Origin of the sequence: Chitinophaga sp. 22620, from assembly GCF_052044405.1 — a bacterium.
GTDB lineage: Bacteria > Bacteroidota > Bacteroidia > Chitinophagales > Chitinophagaceae > Chitinophaga.
Genome location: NZ_JBQEMV010000001.1, coordinates 511,460 through 526,582, shown reverse-complemented (window position 1 = coordinate 526,582; position 15,123 = coordinate 511,460). Strand labels below are relative to the sequence as shown.

At 53.7% G+C, this 15,123-nt stretch carries 11 protein-coding genes; 3 read left to right on the top strand and 8 right to left on the bottom strand.

All coding sequences use genetic code 11. The annotated features are described in order from the left end of the window. Window positions 1–464 precede the first annotated feature (464 nt). A complete protein-coding gene (locus ACTJIK_RS02210; protein WP_440644642.1) occupies window positions 465–1,127 on the top strand; it encodes a hypothetical protein in 663 nt (220 codons plus the stop codon). Between the two features lie 117 nt (window positions 1,128–1,244). On the opposite strand, the gene ACTJIK_RS02205 is transcribed toward ACTJIK_RS02210, so the two are convergent. The 4 genes from ACTJIK_RS02205 to ACTJIK_RS02190 form a co-directional block, all read right to left on the bottom strand. Then, window positions 1,245–1,898, bottom strand: coding sequence for a hypothetical protein (locus tag ACTJIK_RS02205; protein WP_440644641.1), 654 nt, complete (start codon window positions 1,896–1,898; stop codon window positions 1,245–1,247). A gap of 63 nt (window positions 1,899–1,961) precedes the next feature. Then, complete coding sequence (locus ACTJIK_RS02200) at window positions 1,962–2,654, bottom strand: hypothetical protein (RefSeq protein WP_440644640.1); 693 nt, start codon at window positions 2,652–2,654, stop codon at window positions 1,962–1,964. 66 nt (window positions 2,655–2,720) lie between these two features. Continuing rightward, window positions 2,721–3,407 (bottom strand): gluconate 2-dehydrogenase subunit 3 family protein, encoded by a 687-nt coding sequence (locus ACTJIK_RS02195; protein WP_440644638.1) that lies wholly within the window; start codon window positions 3,405–3,407, stop codon window positions 2,721–2,723. 5 nt (window positions 3,408–3,412) lie between these two features. Further along, on the bottom strand, window positions 3,413–5,146 hold the full coding sequence (locus ACTJIK_RS02190; protein WP_440644637.1) for a GMC family oxidoreductase: 1,734 nt from the start codon (window positions 5,144–5,146) through the stop codon (window positions 3,413–3,415). A gap of 104 nt (window positions 5,147–5,250) precedes the next feature. Between ACTJIK_RS02190 and ACTJIK_RS02185 the strand changes: the two genes are divergently transcribed. Further along, a complete protein-coding gene (locus ACTJIK_RS02185; protein WP_440644636.1) occupies window positions 5,251–6,732 on the top strand; it encodes a gluconokinase in 1,482 nt (493 codons plus the stop codon). Here ACTJIK_RS02185 and mutL read toward each other — a convergent pair whose 3' ends face one another. After that, entirely contained in the window at window positions 6,733–8,583 is a 1,851-nt protein-coding gene (gene mutL, locus ACTJIK_RS02180) for a DNA mismatch repair endonuclease MutL (protein WP_440644634.1), read from the bottom strand. A 257-nt stretch (window positions 8,584–8,840) separates the two neighbouring features. Here mutL and msrB point away from each other — a divergent pair, with 257 nt between their 5' ends. Then, window positions 8,841–9,305 carry a peptide-methionine (R)-S-oxide reductase MsrB gene (msrB, locus tag ACTJIK_RS02175; RefSeq protein ID WP_440644632.1) on the top strand — a complete coding sequence of 155 codons (465 nt, stop codon included), beginning with the start codon at window positions 8,841–8,843 and terminating at the stop codon, window positions 9,303–9,305. A gap of 158 nt (window positions 9,306–9,463) precedes the next feature. Here msrB and ACTJIK_RS02170 read toward each other — a convergent pair whose 3' ends face one another. The 3 genes from ACTJIK_RS02170 to ACTJIK_RS02160 form a co-directional block, all read right to left on the bottom strand. Beyond that, the gene (locus ACTJIK_RS02170; RefSeq protein ID WP_440644631.1) at window positions 9,464–11,176 is read right to left on the bottom strand and encodes a RagB/SusD family nutrient uptake outer membrane protein; all 1,713 of its coding nucleotides are present in this window, start codon (window positions 11,174–11,176) and stop codon (window positions 9,464–9,466) included. Window positions 11,177–11,193: 17 nt separating this feature from the next. Beyond that, window positions 11,194–14,433: a SusC/RagA family TonB-linked outer membrane protein gene (locus ACTJIK_RS02165; protein WP_440644630.1), complete on the bottom strand. Its 3,240-nt coding sequence runs from the start codon at window positions 14,431–14,433 to the stop codon at window positions 11,194–11,196. Window positions 14,434–14,834: 401 nt separating this feature from the next. Next, the gene (locus ACTJIK_RS02160; RefSeq protein ID WP_440644629.1) at window positions 14,835–15,116 is read right to left on the bottom strand and encodes a YciI family protein; all 282 of its coding nucleotides are present in this window, start codon (window positions 15,114–15,116) and stop codon (window positions 14,835–14,837) included. Window positions 15,117–15,123: the final 7 nt, after the last annotated feature.

Genomic DNA, 15,123 nt, shown 5'->3' with positions numbered 1-15,123 from the left:
AGATAATCATAACCGATTTAGAAAATTTAAATCTTCAGAAAATGAGAAGAATAAAATTAATAAGAGTCAAACGAAAGACTACGATACCCCGGTGGCGGGTGAGGGCTGCAGTAATTGCCGCTTATTCAAAACATGACCCGGATGTGGATACCGCCGGCCAAACAACCAAGACCGGAAAAGCAAAGCATGCTACCAAAGCAAAGTAGTTTATCTATTCAAATATTTATGCAATTAACCCCAGCTGGGAAACAACAAAGTCTCCATAAATTTTTTAACGATGAGAGATATAATAGTAAAAACAGTAAAACGAAAGGGAACCATACCCCGGTGGCGGATAAGAGCAGCAGTAAAAGCTGTCTTTTTAAGAGAAGCCCAGGAGGCTGAAATCAGGAACGAGGCAACAAATAACGGAAAAGCAAAAAGAACTAGCAAAACGAAGTAAATTATCTATTCAGATATATTTTATGCAGTTAACCCAGTTGGATAACAACAAAATCTTTATCAATTGCCCTTTTGACAGCGACTATCAGCCATTGCTTCATGCTATGGTATACGTTATTTACAGATGCGGTTTTTACCCCGTCACTGCATTAAATGAGGACGATGCCACAGATAGCAGGTTGAGTAAAATAATCAGGTGTATCAGGGATTGTAGGTATGGCATTCACGATATCTCGCGTACAGAGGTCAATGAAGAGCAATTGCCTCGGTTTAATATGCCATTTGAAACCGGGCTTTTCTTTGCAGCAAAGCATTTTGGCGGAAAAGATCAAAAAGCCAAATCGGGGCTTGTATTTGAGCGTACGAAGTATCGGTACCAAAAATATATCTCCGATTTAAATGGCATTGACACAAAGGCTCATGACAATGATCCGATCAAAGTAATTGAAAATGTTCGAGATTGGCTAAAGACAACTTCCCGGAGAAGTATGATTCCTGGCCCGGCAAGTCTAAAAAAAGAATACCAGGAATTTGAAAGAAAACTGCCAGGAATATTAAAAGATCTGGAATTAGAGGGTGAGCATATCTTGTTCAATGATTTTTGCCAGATCGTTGAAGAGGCGGTAGGGGCCAAAGACCTGCCTGATTCACAAAGTAAAAGTCAAGCTAGCGCCATCGATTCCTGATGCTTGCGAAGTGTTTATCGCGCAGCAGTTTCCGCAGCTTCCAGTTTGATCGATAGCAGCCAGTCTACGGTATATTGGTGAGCACGTGCAGGTATTTCGAAGTTTCTCCTTCTTCACTCAAAACATATACCCGATCCTGACGCTCAGCACAAAATTTAACGCCCATTCATTTCTTGGTGCGTAAATCCTGTTCACATCCCAGTCGGATCGCCAGCCGCCTACGTAATTCTTGTCGTTGCTCACCCGGCGGTGCTTCAGGCCCGGGCCCGCGCTCAGGTCCAGCAAAAAACGGCGCTTCACCGGGATTTCATAACCGTATTTAAAATTGAGGGAAAAAGTGCGGCGGTAAATATTCATGCGGTCCACCGGGTTCACTGGCGCGGCGTCGCTGTAGGTGGTGCGGATGGTATGGGCTTCGAGGCGGTTGGCATCCAGTGAAAAGTATTTCCTGATCTGCCGTTCGCGGCGCGTGGGGTAAAACCATTGCTGTTCGATGCTGATGCGGTGGCCTTTGAAGCCATGATATTCCTTTTCCTCGTCAAACATTTCATGAAGGCCGTTGGATAATATGGTAAAAGCGACCTGTGTAGCCCACCGTTCGTGGTATTGACGTTCGTAGGTGAATTCAAGACCGGGATTGATGGGATCGTGCAGGGGGAACAATGAAAATTTCAGCTGGTTGCGGTGTTGGGAAATGGTGTTGTTGCTTTCGCTTTGAGCATGGGCAAAGCTGCAGGCAAGGAGTAATAGTATGGCAGGTAAAAACTTCATGGCGTCGGATTAGGAGCATTTGGCCGTTATGATATTACACCAGGTATTGGTATTCTTTTTTGATCAGAACATGTACCCGATCTTGACGTTAAGCGTTAGATTCGGCACCCATGCTTCTATAGGCGTGTAGCGGTCGACGCCGTCGATGGTAAAGAGATCCCAATCGTTGTGGATATAACTGCTGTAACGGGGCGAAAAATCGTTGGACACCTTGCGGTATTTCAAACCGGGACCGCCGGAAATGTCCAGCATCCAGCGCCTGGGGATCGCGATCTCGAACCCGTATCTCAAATTGATAGAAAAGGTGCTTCGTACTATGTGCATCCTGTCCGGTAGCACCGTCTGGTCATTCGGGTGCCTGTCGATGTCGTATAGTATCACGCTAGTGGTGCGGGTGTCAAGATGGTTCAGGTCCAGCGAGAAATATTTACGGACGGGATGATTGTGTTTGGCAGGATAGAAATATTTCTGCTCGAAGCTGATGCGCCGGCCGCTGAAGTCGAAGAATTCGTCTTCACCGTCAAATAGTTCGTGAATGCCGTTGGACAGCGTGGTGTAGCCTATTTGTGAAGCCCACCTTCTGGCGTACTGGAACTCATAAGTAAACTCAAAACCAGGATTAACGGGATCGTGCAGCGGCACCAGTGAAAACTTTACCTGGTGATGATAAGGGAATATCAGGTTATGAGGCGCTTTCTGCGCGCGAATGCCTGTACTGGCAGCGCAAAGCAGGATGAAAAATGGTAAAAATTTCATAGCGGCATGTTATAGGGTGTTTCATCTTATAACGTGCCGCTATGTATAAGGTTACACCAGCCGGTGTTAATCTTCCCAGGTCATCACCTTCCCACGGTCGTCCGGCTTAATGGAAATGGCAAGGGTCCTTTCGTCATATGCCAGTCCATATTGCTTCAGCACATCATCCGGCACGCCGTCCCACACGTTGGGCTGATTGCCTTTGTAGCCAAGGTCTTTCAGACCCATTGCGCTGGTGAAGAAGCCCGTGGCCGTAAGGTTGCGCATGACGCTGAAGAAGCTCACACCCTGGCTCAGCTCCGGTGCAGCCTTGTCAGGATACGCGATCTGGTCCGCAATGGCCAGCTGCTGCTCTTTGCTGAGGTCTGTGAAGATCTTGTTATGCAGCTTCAGGGAATGCACGTCCAGCCAGCGCAGGCCACCGCGTATCGGCGTCTGGTATCTCGGCTGGTCTTTTACGATGAACTCGATGAAGTCCGGCACTTTAGCTTCGGAGGCGCTGCCGGAGGTTTCGTCCTTCGGGATGATGATATCCGCCAGCACGGTAATGGTTTTCATTTCCTCGGCGGTGAAAAATGTTTCATTTAAAAGCGTTTCGTCGCGCTGCACTTCGTCGGGCGTACGGCCATAGGCCTTCAGCACGCCTGCGCCCACCTTTTCCTTTTCGGCGGTTTTGGGTTCACAGGCGCTGAGCATAACGCCGGTAGACAAAGAGCCTACTATCAAGGCTTTGAGCGATTCTCTTCTGTCCATGATAATTACAGGTTTTGTTTTTTCAATTCGTCCACAATATATTCTGATGCGCGGAGAGAAAGTGCCAGGATGGTCCAGGTAGGGTTTTTGTCCGCCTGGGATACAAACGCGCCGCCGTCTACCACGAACACATTCTTCACGTCGTGTGCCTGGTTGAATTTGTTGAGCACGGAACGTTTCGGATCGTCGCCCATACGGGTGGTGCCCACTTCATGGATGATGCGGCCGGGGTTTTCGAGCCCGTACATCGTGTCCGCACCGGGTTTCGTGCCCAAGGGGATGCCGCCCATTTCGTGGATGATCTGTTCGAACGTATCGTGCATGTGTTTGGCCTGTTTGATCTCGTGCTCGCTCCAGGTGTAATGAAAGCGCAGTACAGGAATGCCCCATTTGTCCACCACGCTCGGATCTATTTCGCAATAGTTGTCTTCCCGGGCAATGGCTTCCCCTCTTCCCGCAAAACCGACATTGGAGCCGTAATAGCGGCGGTATTCGTTCTTCAGCGAAGCGCCGTAGCCGCCTGGTGTAATGCCGCCGGCATTGGGGTTCATTCGCTGCACGCTCTCTATCCCGAAGCCAAAACCATAACCGGGCATCTGCATGCCGCCGCCCATTTCGATATGATACCCGCGCGCGAAGTCCAGTTTTTTATTGTCCAGCCACCAGGGAATGTACATGTGCATACCGCCGGTACCGTCTTCGTTGTACCGTTTGCGGTCCATGAGCGAGGGAATATAAGCCCCGCGCGAAGCGCCGGTGCTGTCGTGCAGATACTTGCCCACCACGCCGCTCGAATTCGCAAGGCCGTTTTTGTGCGCGGATGATTTTGAATTGAGCAGCAACCGCGCGGATTCGCAGGCGCTGGCGGCCAGTACGATCACGCGGGCGTTCACCACGTATTCCTGTAAATCGGTTTTGTCTACATAGCTCACGCCGGTGGCCTTCCCGCTTGCGTCGGTGAGCACTTCGCGGGCCATGGCGTTGGTATACAGGTCCACATTCCCGTTCTTCATGGCCGGCTTGATCAGCACGGTGGAAGACGAGAAGTCCGCATGCACGCTGCAGCCCCTGCTGCATTGGGCGCAAAAAAAGCACGCACCGCGGTCTTTATTGACGGTGCGGGTGAGAATAGAAAGCCTTGAAGGAATAACGGGAATGCCGAGCTTGTCGCCGGCTTTTTTCACCATCAGTTCGTGCAGGCGCGGCTTGGGCGGCGGAAGGAAATACCCGTCCGGTTCGTTGTAAATGCCCTCTTTGGAGCCATATACACCGATCATTTTATCCACACGGTCGTAGAAAGGTTTTACATCGTCGTAGCCTATGGGCCAGTCGTCGCCATGCCCGTCTATGCTGTGGTGCTTAAAATCGTTGGGGCCGAATCGGAGCGAAATACGCCCCCAGTGGTTGGTGCGTCCGCCTACCATGCGTGAGCGGAACCAGTCGAACTGTGTGCCGTTCTTTTTCGTGTAAGGTTCGCCGTTAATTTCCCATCCGCCGTAAGCGGCGTCGAAGTCGCCGAAGGGGCGGGTGGTATTTGCACCCCTGCGCGGCGATTCATAGGGCCATTTCAGCTGTGTTTGCTGATCAGGATCGGCGGGATCGTATTTGGGTCCTGCTTCCAGCAGCGCTACTTTGAGCCCCGCTTCAGACAGTACCTTGGCAGCCATGCCTCCTCCTGCGCCGGAGCCGATGATGCATACATCGTACGCCTTCGCCTGTTTTTTAATCTCAAATGCCATGGTTTTGAACGTGGATTTTTGTTAATAAGATTCGACCTAAGTATTTAAATCTATAAATTAAATGTGGAAAATGGAAGGTGTTTTTTACTTTCGGCTTCTATTCTATGACAACGAGCACACCATATATCCTGGGAGTTGATATCGGAACGGGCAGCGCCAAAACGGTTGCAGTAACGCCTTCCGGGCATATTCCCGTGTCAAAAAGACAATCATACCCGACCCTGCGGCCGCAGCCCGGTTTCAGTGAGCAGGACCCCGAACAGATCATTTCCGCGGTGATCAGCACCATCCGACAGACCGTCGAAGAGATGGGAGCCCCGCCGGCAGCCATCGCGCTTAGCAGCGCCATGCACAGCCTGATGGCCGTGGATGCGGACGGGGAGCCGCTTACGCCGCTTATGACCTGGGCAGACAACCGGAGTGAAGCATATGCCGCCGCGCTGAAGGATACGCCCAAAGGGCAGGAGATCTACCAGGCCACCGGCACGCCCATTCACCCCATGAGCCCGCTCTGCAAGCTGCAATGGATGCGCGACAACCAGCCGGAAATATTTGACCAGGCCGCGTGTTTTGCCGGCATCAAGGAGCTTTTCCTGTATCGCTGCTTTCATGAATTCGTGACAGATTATTCCCTGGCTTCCGGCTCGGGATTGTTCGATATCCGCAACCTGGACTGGTATGCGCCAGCCCTTGAACTGGCGGGCATTACGGACGAACGCCTGCCTATTCCCGTAGAGACCACGCGCCTGCTCATCGGGATGGATCCCGCTATGGCACAGGCGCTCGGCGTTCCCGCAGATACGCTTATCCTCACCGGCAGCAGCGACGGTTGCCTGGCCCAGCTGGGCAGCGGTGCCGTTCAGCCTGGCCATGCCGCGCTTACCATCGGCACCAGCGGCGCTATGCGTATGATGACCGGCAAACCCGCGGAAGATGCCCAAAGCAGGCTGTTCTCTTACCTGCTCACGCCGGAGCATTACGTTTGCGGGGGAGCCGTGAACAATGGCGGAGGGGCGCTGCAATGGTTCTCCAAGGCTTTCCTGCCCTGGTCCGACTACAACGACTTCCTGAAAACCGCTTTCACCGCGCCTCCCGGGTCAGACGGACTGCTGTGCATGCCCTACCTGCTGGGCGAACGTGCGCCCGTGTGGGACAGCCGTGCGGCCGGCGCCTACATCGGCATGCGCGAGCATCATGGTTCGCCGCATTTCCAGCGGGCGCTGATCGAAGGGATCTGCTTCGGGCTTTACAGTGTGGGCGAAGCATTGGAAAATGTGGTGGGCGAAGTGCAGGAAGTGACCGTCAGCGGTGGATTTACCGCCTCCCCTTTGTGGATACAATTACTGGCCGATATATTCCAGAAACCGATGCTGCTGCACCAGGATGAGGACGCTTCCGCGCTGGGCGCCGCATTGCTGGGCTGGCATGCGCTTGAGAAGATCAATGCCTGGGATTTCAGTCCCGCGGCGGCCGCGCGCATATTTGAGCCGGACGCTGCACATCTGCACGTGTACCGGAAAAATTACAAAGCTTATTCCTTATTGTACCACCAGTTGAAAGACGTGATGGACGTGCTCAGGGGATAATTACATCCCTCTTTCAAACATTTTTTCGAGGTCGTTCAGCTTGAAGGAGATGAACGTGAAACGCCCGCCTGGCGACACATTAGGGGTAGAGCAGGCGAACAGTTCGTCTATGATGTTCTGCATTTCCCGCGTGCCCAGCACTTTCCCGGGAGGGATGGCGTTGTTGCGCGCCATGGAGCGTACCAAACGCTCGCGGCGGTTGTGTTTCAGCTCGTTGCTGAAATGTTTGAACTGCTCCAGCAACCCTTCTATGCTGGCCTGTTCGTTGCCCATCTGTATGTCTGCCGGGGTGCCGCGCACTACGAAAGTGTGCTGGCCGAAAGGTTCAAGGTCGTAACCGAGCGCCTGGAGGTCGGGCAGCATTTCGGCAACCACCAGCGCATCCGCAGGAATCAGTTCCAACGTTTGCGGGAAAAGGCTTTGCTGGGTGGCCATGGGCTTTTCCGCGAGGGCTTTCTGGTAGCGTTCGTACAGGATGCGCTCGTGGGCGGCCCGCTGGTCTATGAGTATAAAGCCCGATTTTATCTGCGAAAGGATGTATTGCTGGTGAACCTGCACAGGCACTTTGTGATCGGTGGCGGCTTCCTGCCAGCGTTCGTCTATCACAGAAGCAGTGCTGGCGGGCTGTTCCTGCGGCACATTGTCATTGTCAGGCCGGGCCGGCGCGCCGTAAAGCTCTTTCCAGTGCTGGAGGTTGCTGCTGCTGCTTTTATCGATCACATGCGCCTGGTTGGCATGCGTGAAGGTTTTGTAGATGGAAGTATTGGCAGACTGCACTTTCTTTTGTTCGGTGAAAGGCTGCGTAAGCGCGTCCAGCTGCTGGATGCCGGGATCCAGGTCGAAATCCAGCGCGGGCGTAACGCTGAACTGGGCCAGGGCGTGCTTGATGGCAGATTGTACGAAGGCGTACAGGATGCGCTCATCGTCAAACTTGATCTCCTGCTTGGTAGGATGCACGTTGATGTCCACATGCGCGGGATCGAGGTCGATGAACAGAACGTAGAGCGGGTAGCTGTCTCCGGGGATCATTTCCGAGAAAGCGTTCATCACCGCATGATTCAGGTAGCTGCTTTTGATGAAGCGGTTGTTCACGAAAAAGAACTGGTCGCCGCGGGTCTTTTTCGCGGTTTCCGGTTTGCCTACAAACCCGTGGATGTTCATATAATCGGTGGTTTCCTTGACGGTCACCAGCTTTGAATTGTAGTGCTGGCCGAGGATGTTCACCGCTCTTTGTTTCAGGGAGCCCTTTTCGAGGTGGAACATCTGCTGGCCGTTGCTGTTGAGCGAGAACTGGAGATGCGGGAAGGCGAGGGCCACACGGATGAATTCATCCACGATGTGGCGCATCTCGGCGGCATTGCTCTTCAGGAAGTTACGGCGCGCCGGCACGTTGAAGAACAGGTTCTTCATGGCAATGCTGGTTCCCATAGCGGTCTGGCAAGGCTCCTGCCGCTTGATGACGCTGTTGTCTATTTCTATGAAAGTGCCCAGCTCGTCGCCGGTGCGGCGGGTCTTAAGCTCCACCTGGCTCACGGCGGCAATGGAAGCAAGCGCTTCGCCGCGGAAACCCATGGTGCGGATGTGGAAAAGATCGTCTATAGAACGGATCTTGGAAGTGGCATGGCGCTCAAAGCACATGCGGGCGTCCGTATCGCTCATGCCGCTGCCGTTATCTATTACCTGCACCAGCTCTTTGCCGGCGTCCTTAATAAAAAGCTGGATCTCTGTAGCGCCCGCGTCTACTGCATTTTCGAGCAATTCCTTTACTGCCGAGGCCGGCCGTTGGATCACTTCCCCTGCTGCTATCTGGTTCGCTAAATTGTCCGGTAGTAAATTGATGATATCCGCCACTTGCCTGCCTTTTGGCGTAAAGGTAGGAATAAAAAATATTGTTAAATACAATACCCCGGCAATCCATTCGGGGCCGCGTTTCGTACCTTTATGGAGGCTGAGCTAAGACAAGAATCCCTGGTATTAACAATGACGTTAAGGCGTAGTTAACGCGAAATCAAATAACTGGTATGAAATTGTGGAATCTTCTAATTTTAGGGCTGACGTTATTGATCAGCCAATGCACATACTCTCAAAACGGGAAAAAAACCAATACAATGGATGAAAAAAAGAATCCGGTGTACTCCCGCACGGATACTGGTAAAGTAAACCTAACAGACGCAGAGTGGAAAAACCTATTACCCAAGGATGTTTATGAAATTGCCCGCGGAAAGGGCACCGAATGGGCATTTACGGGAAAATACTGGAACGCAAAAGACAAAGGCACTTACTATTGCGCAGCATGCGGCAATCCGCTGTTCGTGTCAGACACCAAATTTGAAAGCGGCTGCGGCTGGCCGAGCTTTTACCAGCCCATCAGCAAAACCAGCGTGATCTATACGCCGGACAATTCGCATGGCATGCAGCGCACCGAAGTACAATGCGGCCGCTGCAAAGCCCACCTGGGACATGTTTTCGACGACGGGCCTCCACCAACAGGCCTCCGTTACTGCATCAACTCGGTGATCCTCGATTTCGACAAAGCGCAGGATGCCGAAAAGAAGTATAAGGAGAAAGAATAAGTTTTCCACCAACCTGACTGTATGTTGCGGCAAAACAGGCTTGTGCCCGCGGCTGGGTTTTTAACCAGCGCCGGGAATGCATAAATTATTCATGAGGGTTTCGTGGAAATAAAAAAGAGCCCCGGCATGCCGCCGGGGCTCTTTTCTTTTGGATGGTATTAATAATTGGGGTTCTGCTCCATGGTGGGCGTCCCGTTCAGGCTGCTGTTCAGTATTTCCTGGGCGGGTATCGGGTAGTACTCGTGTTTTCCTTTCTCGAACGTCACGTCGTTGAAATACGTGCGTTTCAGCTTCTCCTTCGCATAGTAGGCGTTCAGCACCTGGTCCGCTATGCCCCAGCGCACCAGGTCAAAAAAGCGGTGCCCTTCCATGCCGAATTCCAGCCTTTCCTCGAAACGCACGGCCTTCCGGGCGAACACGGGATCCGTCCAGGCCGCGGTATATTGGCCTATCACGTAATTCGCGGCATTGGTGCCGTCTGCCCTTTTCACAAACCCGGCGGCGTTCTGGGCACGGGCACGGATCTGGTTCACCAGCGTTCTGGCTCTTTCCAGGTTGCCCAGCTCTATCTCGCATTCGGCCAGCCACAATATGGCGTGGGAGAAGCGGATCATGCGGTAATTGTTCGCATTCTGGCGCGGGTTGCCCGTCCAGGTGGAGTTGCCGATCTCTGATTTGGAAAAGAGGTGCTTTTTGGGTGAATAGGGCCCGGCGTACGACTGGTCCCTGATGTATGCCTTGCCGGGGTGGTCGCCATGGTCAAGGTAAGGAATGCCGCGGCGGCCTACGGTCCAATCCAGGCGCGGGTCCAGCTGGCCGGTGTAGGGGGTGAAGGGCTGGGTTGATTCAAGGCCCTGGTCGTTCTTAACGTCGGTATCGTTGAAGGTATCGAGCATGGGAAGACCGTTGGCGTCTGTTTTGAATGCGTTCACCATGTTCTGCGAAGGCTGAAAGAAGCCGCAGCAGGTGGTGGGCCCGCCGTATGGGTAGTTGAGCGTTACGCCCTGGTTACCGTTTTCACCGCCGCCGGCGCCGTCGTTCACGGAGTGCTCCACTTCAAAAATGGATTCCGCGTTGTTGTTGGTGGCTGCGCGGAAGTTCTCGGAATAACGGGGCATGAGCGAAAAGCCGCCGCGGATATAGATGGAATCCAGCAGGGGCTTGGCTTGCGCGAATTTCTGCTGGAACAGGTACGCTTTGGCCAGCATGGCCGCCGCGGCCCACCTGGTGGCGCGTCCGGGCTGGGTCTGCCGGTGAGGAAGATTTGCCCATCCAAACAGGAGGTCCGCTTCTATCTTGGGCCAGATGTCTTCTTTATTGGGAACTTTCGTGCTGTTGGGATCTTCCGGGTTGTAAGTTGTTTCATCCACATACGGCACGTTCTTCCACATCTTTTTCGCTTCAAAATGATAATGCGCGCGGAGGAACCGGGCCTGCGCAATGATCTGCTGCTTCTCGGTTTCGTCTATGTCCGTGGCTTTGCCCAGCGCAATGAGCACATCGTTGCTGCGGGCAACGCCATCGTACACGGCGCGCCACTTGCCCCTGAAGTGGTTATTGTCCGGCAGTATCTTACGGGCTTCTATGAAAGAAATTTCGGGTTGGTCGCCTGAGGTGGAACCTTTGTAGGCATCGTCTGAAGCCACGGCGCCGTAGATCCAGTTGTCCGCGGAGCCATGCCAGGATGTGCCGCCGGCGCCCACGCCGTCCAGCAGCGAATAAGCGGCCACGAGCAATGCGTTCACACCTTTTTTATTATTCAGCTGGTCCGGCAGCAGCACGGCTTTGGGCTTCACGTCCAGGAATTTGTTGCTGCACGAAACCGCTATCAGGATGAGCACGAGAGCGGTAAATATTTTACGTAGTTGCATAACGATCAGTTTAAGAATTAGAAGCTCAGGTTTGCGCCGATCAGGAATGTTTTAGCCGCCGGGTAAGCGCCTTCGTCCACACCCATATGCCGGTCGTTGTTCGCGCCGTACGCGCGCAGGTTGATCTCAGGATCAAGGCCGGTGTATTTGGTGATGGTGAACATGTTCTGCGCCTGCACGTACACCTGGAACATTTCAACGCCTACTTTGCGCAGCAGGCTTTCCGGCAGCTTGTAGGACAGCTGGATGTTCTTCATCCTGAAGTAGGAACCGTCTTCGAGGTAGTAGGTAGACGGGTTGGAGCTGATCACGTCGTTGGAACGCAGCTGCGGCAGCTTGGCGTCGGTTTTGCCCGGCCTCCAGGAATTATCCTTCATTTCACGGCTGCGGTTGCCGCCGAATGTCGGGAAGTCGGTCCAGTAGCGCACGTAGTTGAAGATCTTGCTGCCCTGTACGCCGGCTGCAAAAAGCGTCAGGCCCCAGTTCTTGTAACCCAGCTGGATGTTGGCCCCGTAAGTGAAATCGGGGTGCGGGCTGCCGATGACCATACGGTCTTCTGCATTGATCACCCCGTTGCCGTCGCGGTCGTGGAAAATAAACTGGCCGGCTTTGTTGTTCGCCCCTCCGCCAAATTGTGTGGCATGTTTAGCGGCTTCTTCGTCTGTCTGGAAAATACCGTCTATCTGGTAGCCGAAGAAGGAAGAGATGGGGTAGCCGGCCTGGGTAACAGTCATGGATGGAAGGCGGGTGGTGAAGCCGAAGTAACGGGTATTCGGATTGCCGTCGGTTACTTCAACATTGTTGCGGTAGGTGGAGAAATTGACGCCGATGTCGTAGCGGAAATCGCCAGCGGCAGCGTCTCCCACGTAATTGATGCCGAGCTCGATCCCTTTGTTCACCATAGTGCCGATGTTGCGGAAGGGATTGGTGGCAATGCCCTGTGTGAACTGCAGCTCTACGGGAAACAGCATGTCCGTGGTTTTGCGGGTATACCAGTCAAAAGCCACGCCCAGGCGGCCTTCCAGCAGGCTCGCGTCGAACCCGAGGTCGATGCTGGAAGTGGTTTCCCACTTGGCATTGGTGTTGCCGAACTGGGTGATTTCGTAACCCTGCAGCGAGGTGGTGCGCGCGCCGTTCAGGTCGTAGAAGGATGTGGTAGGATTGGTTCCGAAGAACGTATAGGGGTTGTAGTTACCGATCTCCTGGTTCCCCGTCTGCCCGTACGCCGCGCGCAGCTTGAGGTCGCTGAGGATGCGGCCGCCTTTCAGGAACTCTTCTTCCGTAACGCGCCAGCCAACGCTGGCCGCGGGGAAGTACGCAACGCGGTAGTCCTGCGCAAAACGGCTGGAACGGTCGCGGCGAAGGGTGAGGTCTACCAGGTACTTTTCGCCGAATGCATAGTTGACCTTCCCGAATTCTGAAGCAAGGCGCCAGTTGGACGCATTGCCGCTGTTGGTGGAGGTACCGGCGTTACCGGCGTCCAGGAAGCGGTTGTCCAGGTCGTCCAGGAAAAAGTTGGCGCGGCCGGCGGCGAATTGCTCGAAGTAGCTGCTGATGGACTCGGTGCCGAGGATCACGTTGAACCGGTGGTACGCGCCAAGCCTGAATTTGTAGGTGAGCGTATTGTACCAGGTCCAGGTGGCCTCGTAGTTGTTGTTCGTGCTCAGGTTGCTGTTAGACGCTGATTCGGAGGATTCAATATCACGGATGTTGAAGGTGCGGATATTGAAAGTGGTGTAATCCACGCCGAAGCTGGTACGCGCAGTGAGGTTGGGCAGGATGTCAGCTTCCAGGAAGGCATTGCCGAAAATGCGGAGGTCTTTGCCCACGTTGTCTTTGTTGCGGTAGAGCAAAGCTACGGGATTGCGCGCATTGTCCAGGTCGCCGCCTTTGGTGCCGGCAAAGTTGCCCATGATGTCGTACACGGGAATGATAGGCTGGAGGCGGTATGCGAAGGAAACGGGGTTGCCTTCGTTCTGGTTGCCCGCGGGCTGGCCCACTCTTTCGCCATACGCTACCTGCAGGTTCTCCCCGGCGCGGATGCGTTTGTTCACGTTAAATTCGGTATTGGCACGGATGGAATAACGTTTGAAGTAAGTGTGGATCATGATGCCCTGCTGGTTAAAATAGTTCAGGCTCATGGCATAACGCCCGCCGTCGTTGCCGCCGGAAACGCCCACCTGGTGGCTCTGGATGGGGGCCGGGTCAAAGATCTCGTCCATCCAGTCCGTGCCTTCTTTGTTGGCTTTTGTGATCAGCCATTTGGTTTTCCTGAATTCCGGCGCGTCTATATCGGCGCTGTAGTTTTCGGGATTCACGCGTGGATCGCTGGCGGAAGCGCCGTCCGGGAAAATGTAATCCGGGACCACGGGGGTTGCGCCGCTGCCGAACTGTGCGTGTTTGGGGAAGCCGGTGGCAGCGTCCACGTTACCGGCGTTGATGCGCGATTCCCAGAGCAGGTCCGCATACTCCCGGGTATTGAGCAGGTCCAGGAATTTGGCGGCGCGCTGGGTGCCATAATACATGTCGTAGGTGAGCTTGGGTTTGCCGGGCTTTCCCCTGCGGGTGGTGATGATCACCACGCCGTTGCCTGCGCGGGAACCATAGATGGAAGATGCGGAAGCGTCTTTCAGCACCTGCATGCTCTCGATATCGTTCAGGTTGAGCATATTCAGGTTCCCTTTGGTGGGCACCCCGTCTATGATATACAGCGGCGAGTTGTCGTTGATGGTGCCGAAGCCGCGGATGCGCACCATTACGTTGCCGCCGGGCGCGTTCTCGTTGCCGATGGTAACGCCGGCTACACGGCCCTGGAGGGCCTGGCCCACGTTGGCGGCGGGCGCGGAAAGAAGCTGTTTTACATTAACGGTGGCCACGGCGCCGGTGATGTCTTTTTTAGACTGGCTGCCATAACCGGTCACCACCACTTCGTTCAGCTGGCCTGCATTTTCGTCCAGCTCTACATCGATGGTGGTGGCGCTCCCTACCGTTACTTCTTTCTGTCCGAAGCCTACGAAAGAGAATTGCAGCACATCGCCGCTTTTGGCGGTAATGGAATAAACGCCCTGTGGGTCTGTAACGGTACCGGTCTTGGTACCTTTGATGACAACGGTAACGCCGGGCAGCGGCGATTTGTCCAGTTTGCCGGATACTCTGCCCGTGATCTTACCGGATTGTGCCCATGAGGCCAGGCATGGCAATACCAATAGCCATAAGGCCAGCAGCCTGCGGGCTCCGCAGTTTACGTGGAATGACATAGATGTTTTAGTTTACAGGATGGAAAATCGGTTGACTCCCCCGGTTGACAAAATCGATTTAGCTTTGGCGTTTTGGTTGTTGGCAGCCGTTTTACGGCGCGAGTTGATCGTACTTCTTAGTCATAACGGAAGTGATTTTGGTGATGAAGAATGAGGACTCGATTCAGATATGGCGTAAAAAAATGCGGGGGCGCTAGTGTACTAACGGGTAAATGGTACTGTGCATAACGTGTGTTAGGTTTTAAAAGGTCAATAAAACAATTACAGGTTTTCTTTCTCTATCTGTGCTCTTCTGAATTTACAACTTTATTTTAAAAGGATGGGCTTTTTTTGAATAACCGTTGGCGGTGCAGGCCGGGCATAGCCGGTGCGATAAACTGGGGGAAGGAATAATAAGTGGATCAGGAACTGATATCCGCCATTTCGAAAGTGTTCGGCTCAAATTCAATGATGTCGTACACGGCCAGCTGGAATTTGTCCAAAGGATCTTCGGCGAGAATGGCCTCTACTTCGCGGCGGCTGCCGGCCTTGCAGAGGATGATGGAGCCGGTGCGGGGTTTCCTGCGGCCGGAGATGATGAATTTTCCCTCCCGGTATTGTTTTTCCAGGAAGGCGTTGTGCGCAGCCAGATAATGCTCTATAGCCGCAACAGGCCGGATGTACTGTAAGAGGATCAGGTACATAATTAAA

Coding starts and splice junctions, on each gene's coding strand:
- ACTJIK_RS02210 (WP_440644642.1), top strand. CDS start 465: ATGCAGTTAACCCAGTTGGATAACAACAAAATCTTTATCAATTGCCCT.
- ACTJIK_RS02205 (WP_440644641.1), bottom strand. CDS start 1,898: ATGAAGTTTTTACCTGCCATACTATTACTCCTTGCCTGCAGCTTTGCC.
- ACTJIK_RS02200 (WP_440644640.1), bottom strand. CDS start 2,654: ATGAAATTTTTACCATTTTTCATCCTGCTTTGCGCTGCCAGTACAGGC.
- ACTJIK_RS02195 (WP_440644638.1), bottom strand. CDS start 3,407: ATGGACAGAAGAGAATCGCTCAAAGCCTTGATAGTAGGCTCTTTGTCT.
- ACTJIK_RS02190 (WP_440644637.1), bottom strand. CDS start 5,146: ATGGCATTTGAGATTAAAAAACAGGCGAAGGCGTACGATGTATGCATC.
- ACTJIK_RS02185 (WP_440644636.1), top strand. CDS start 5,251: ATGACAACGAGCACACCATATATCCTGGGAGTTGATATCGGAACGGGC.
- msrB (WP_440644632.1), top strand. CDS start 8,841: ATGGATGAAAAAAAGAATCCGGTGTACTCCCGCACGGATACTGGTAAA.
- ACTJIK_RS02170 (WP_440644631.1), bottom strand. CDS start 11,176: ATGCAACTACGTAAAATATTTACCGCTCTCGTGCTCATCCTGATAGCG.
- ACTJIK_RS02165 (WP_440644630.1), bottom strand. CDS start 14,433: ATGTCATTCCACGTAAACTGCGGAGCCCGCAGGCTGCTGGCCTTATGG.
- ACTJIK_RS02160 (WP_440644629.1), bottom strand. CDS start 15,116: ATGTACCTGATCCTCTTACAGTACATCCGGCCTGTTGCGGCTATAGAG.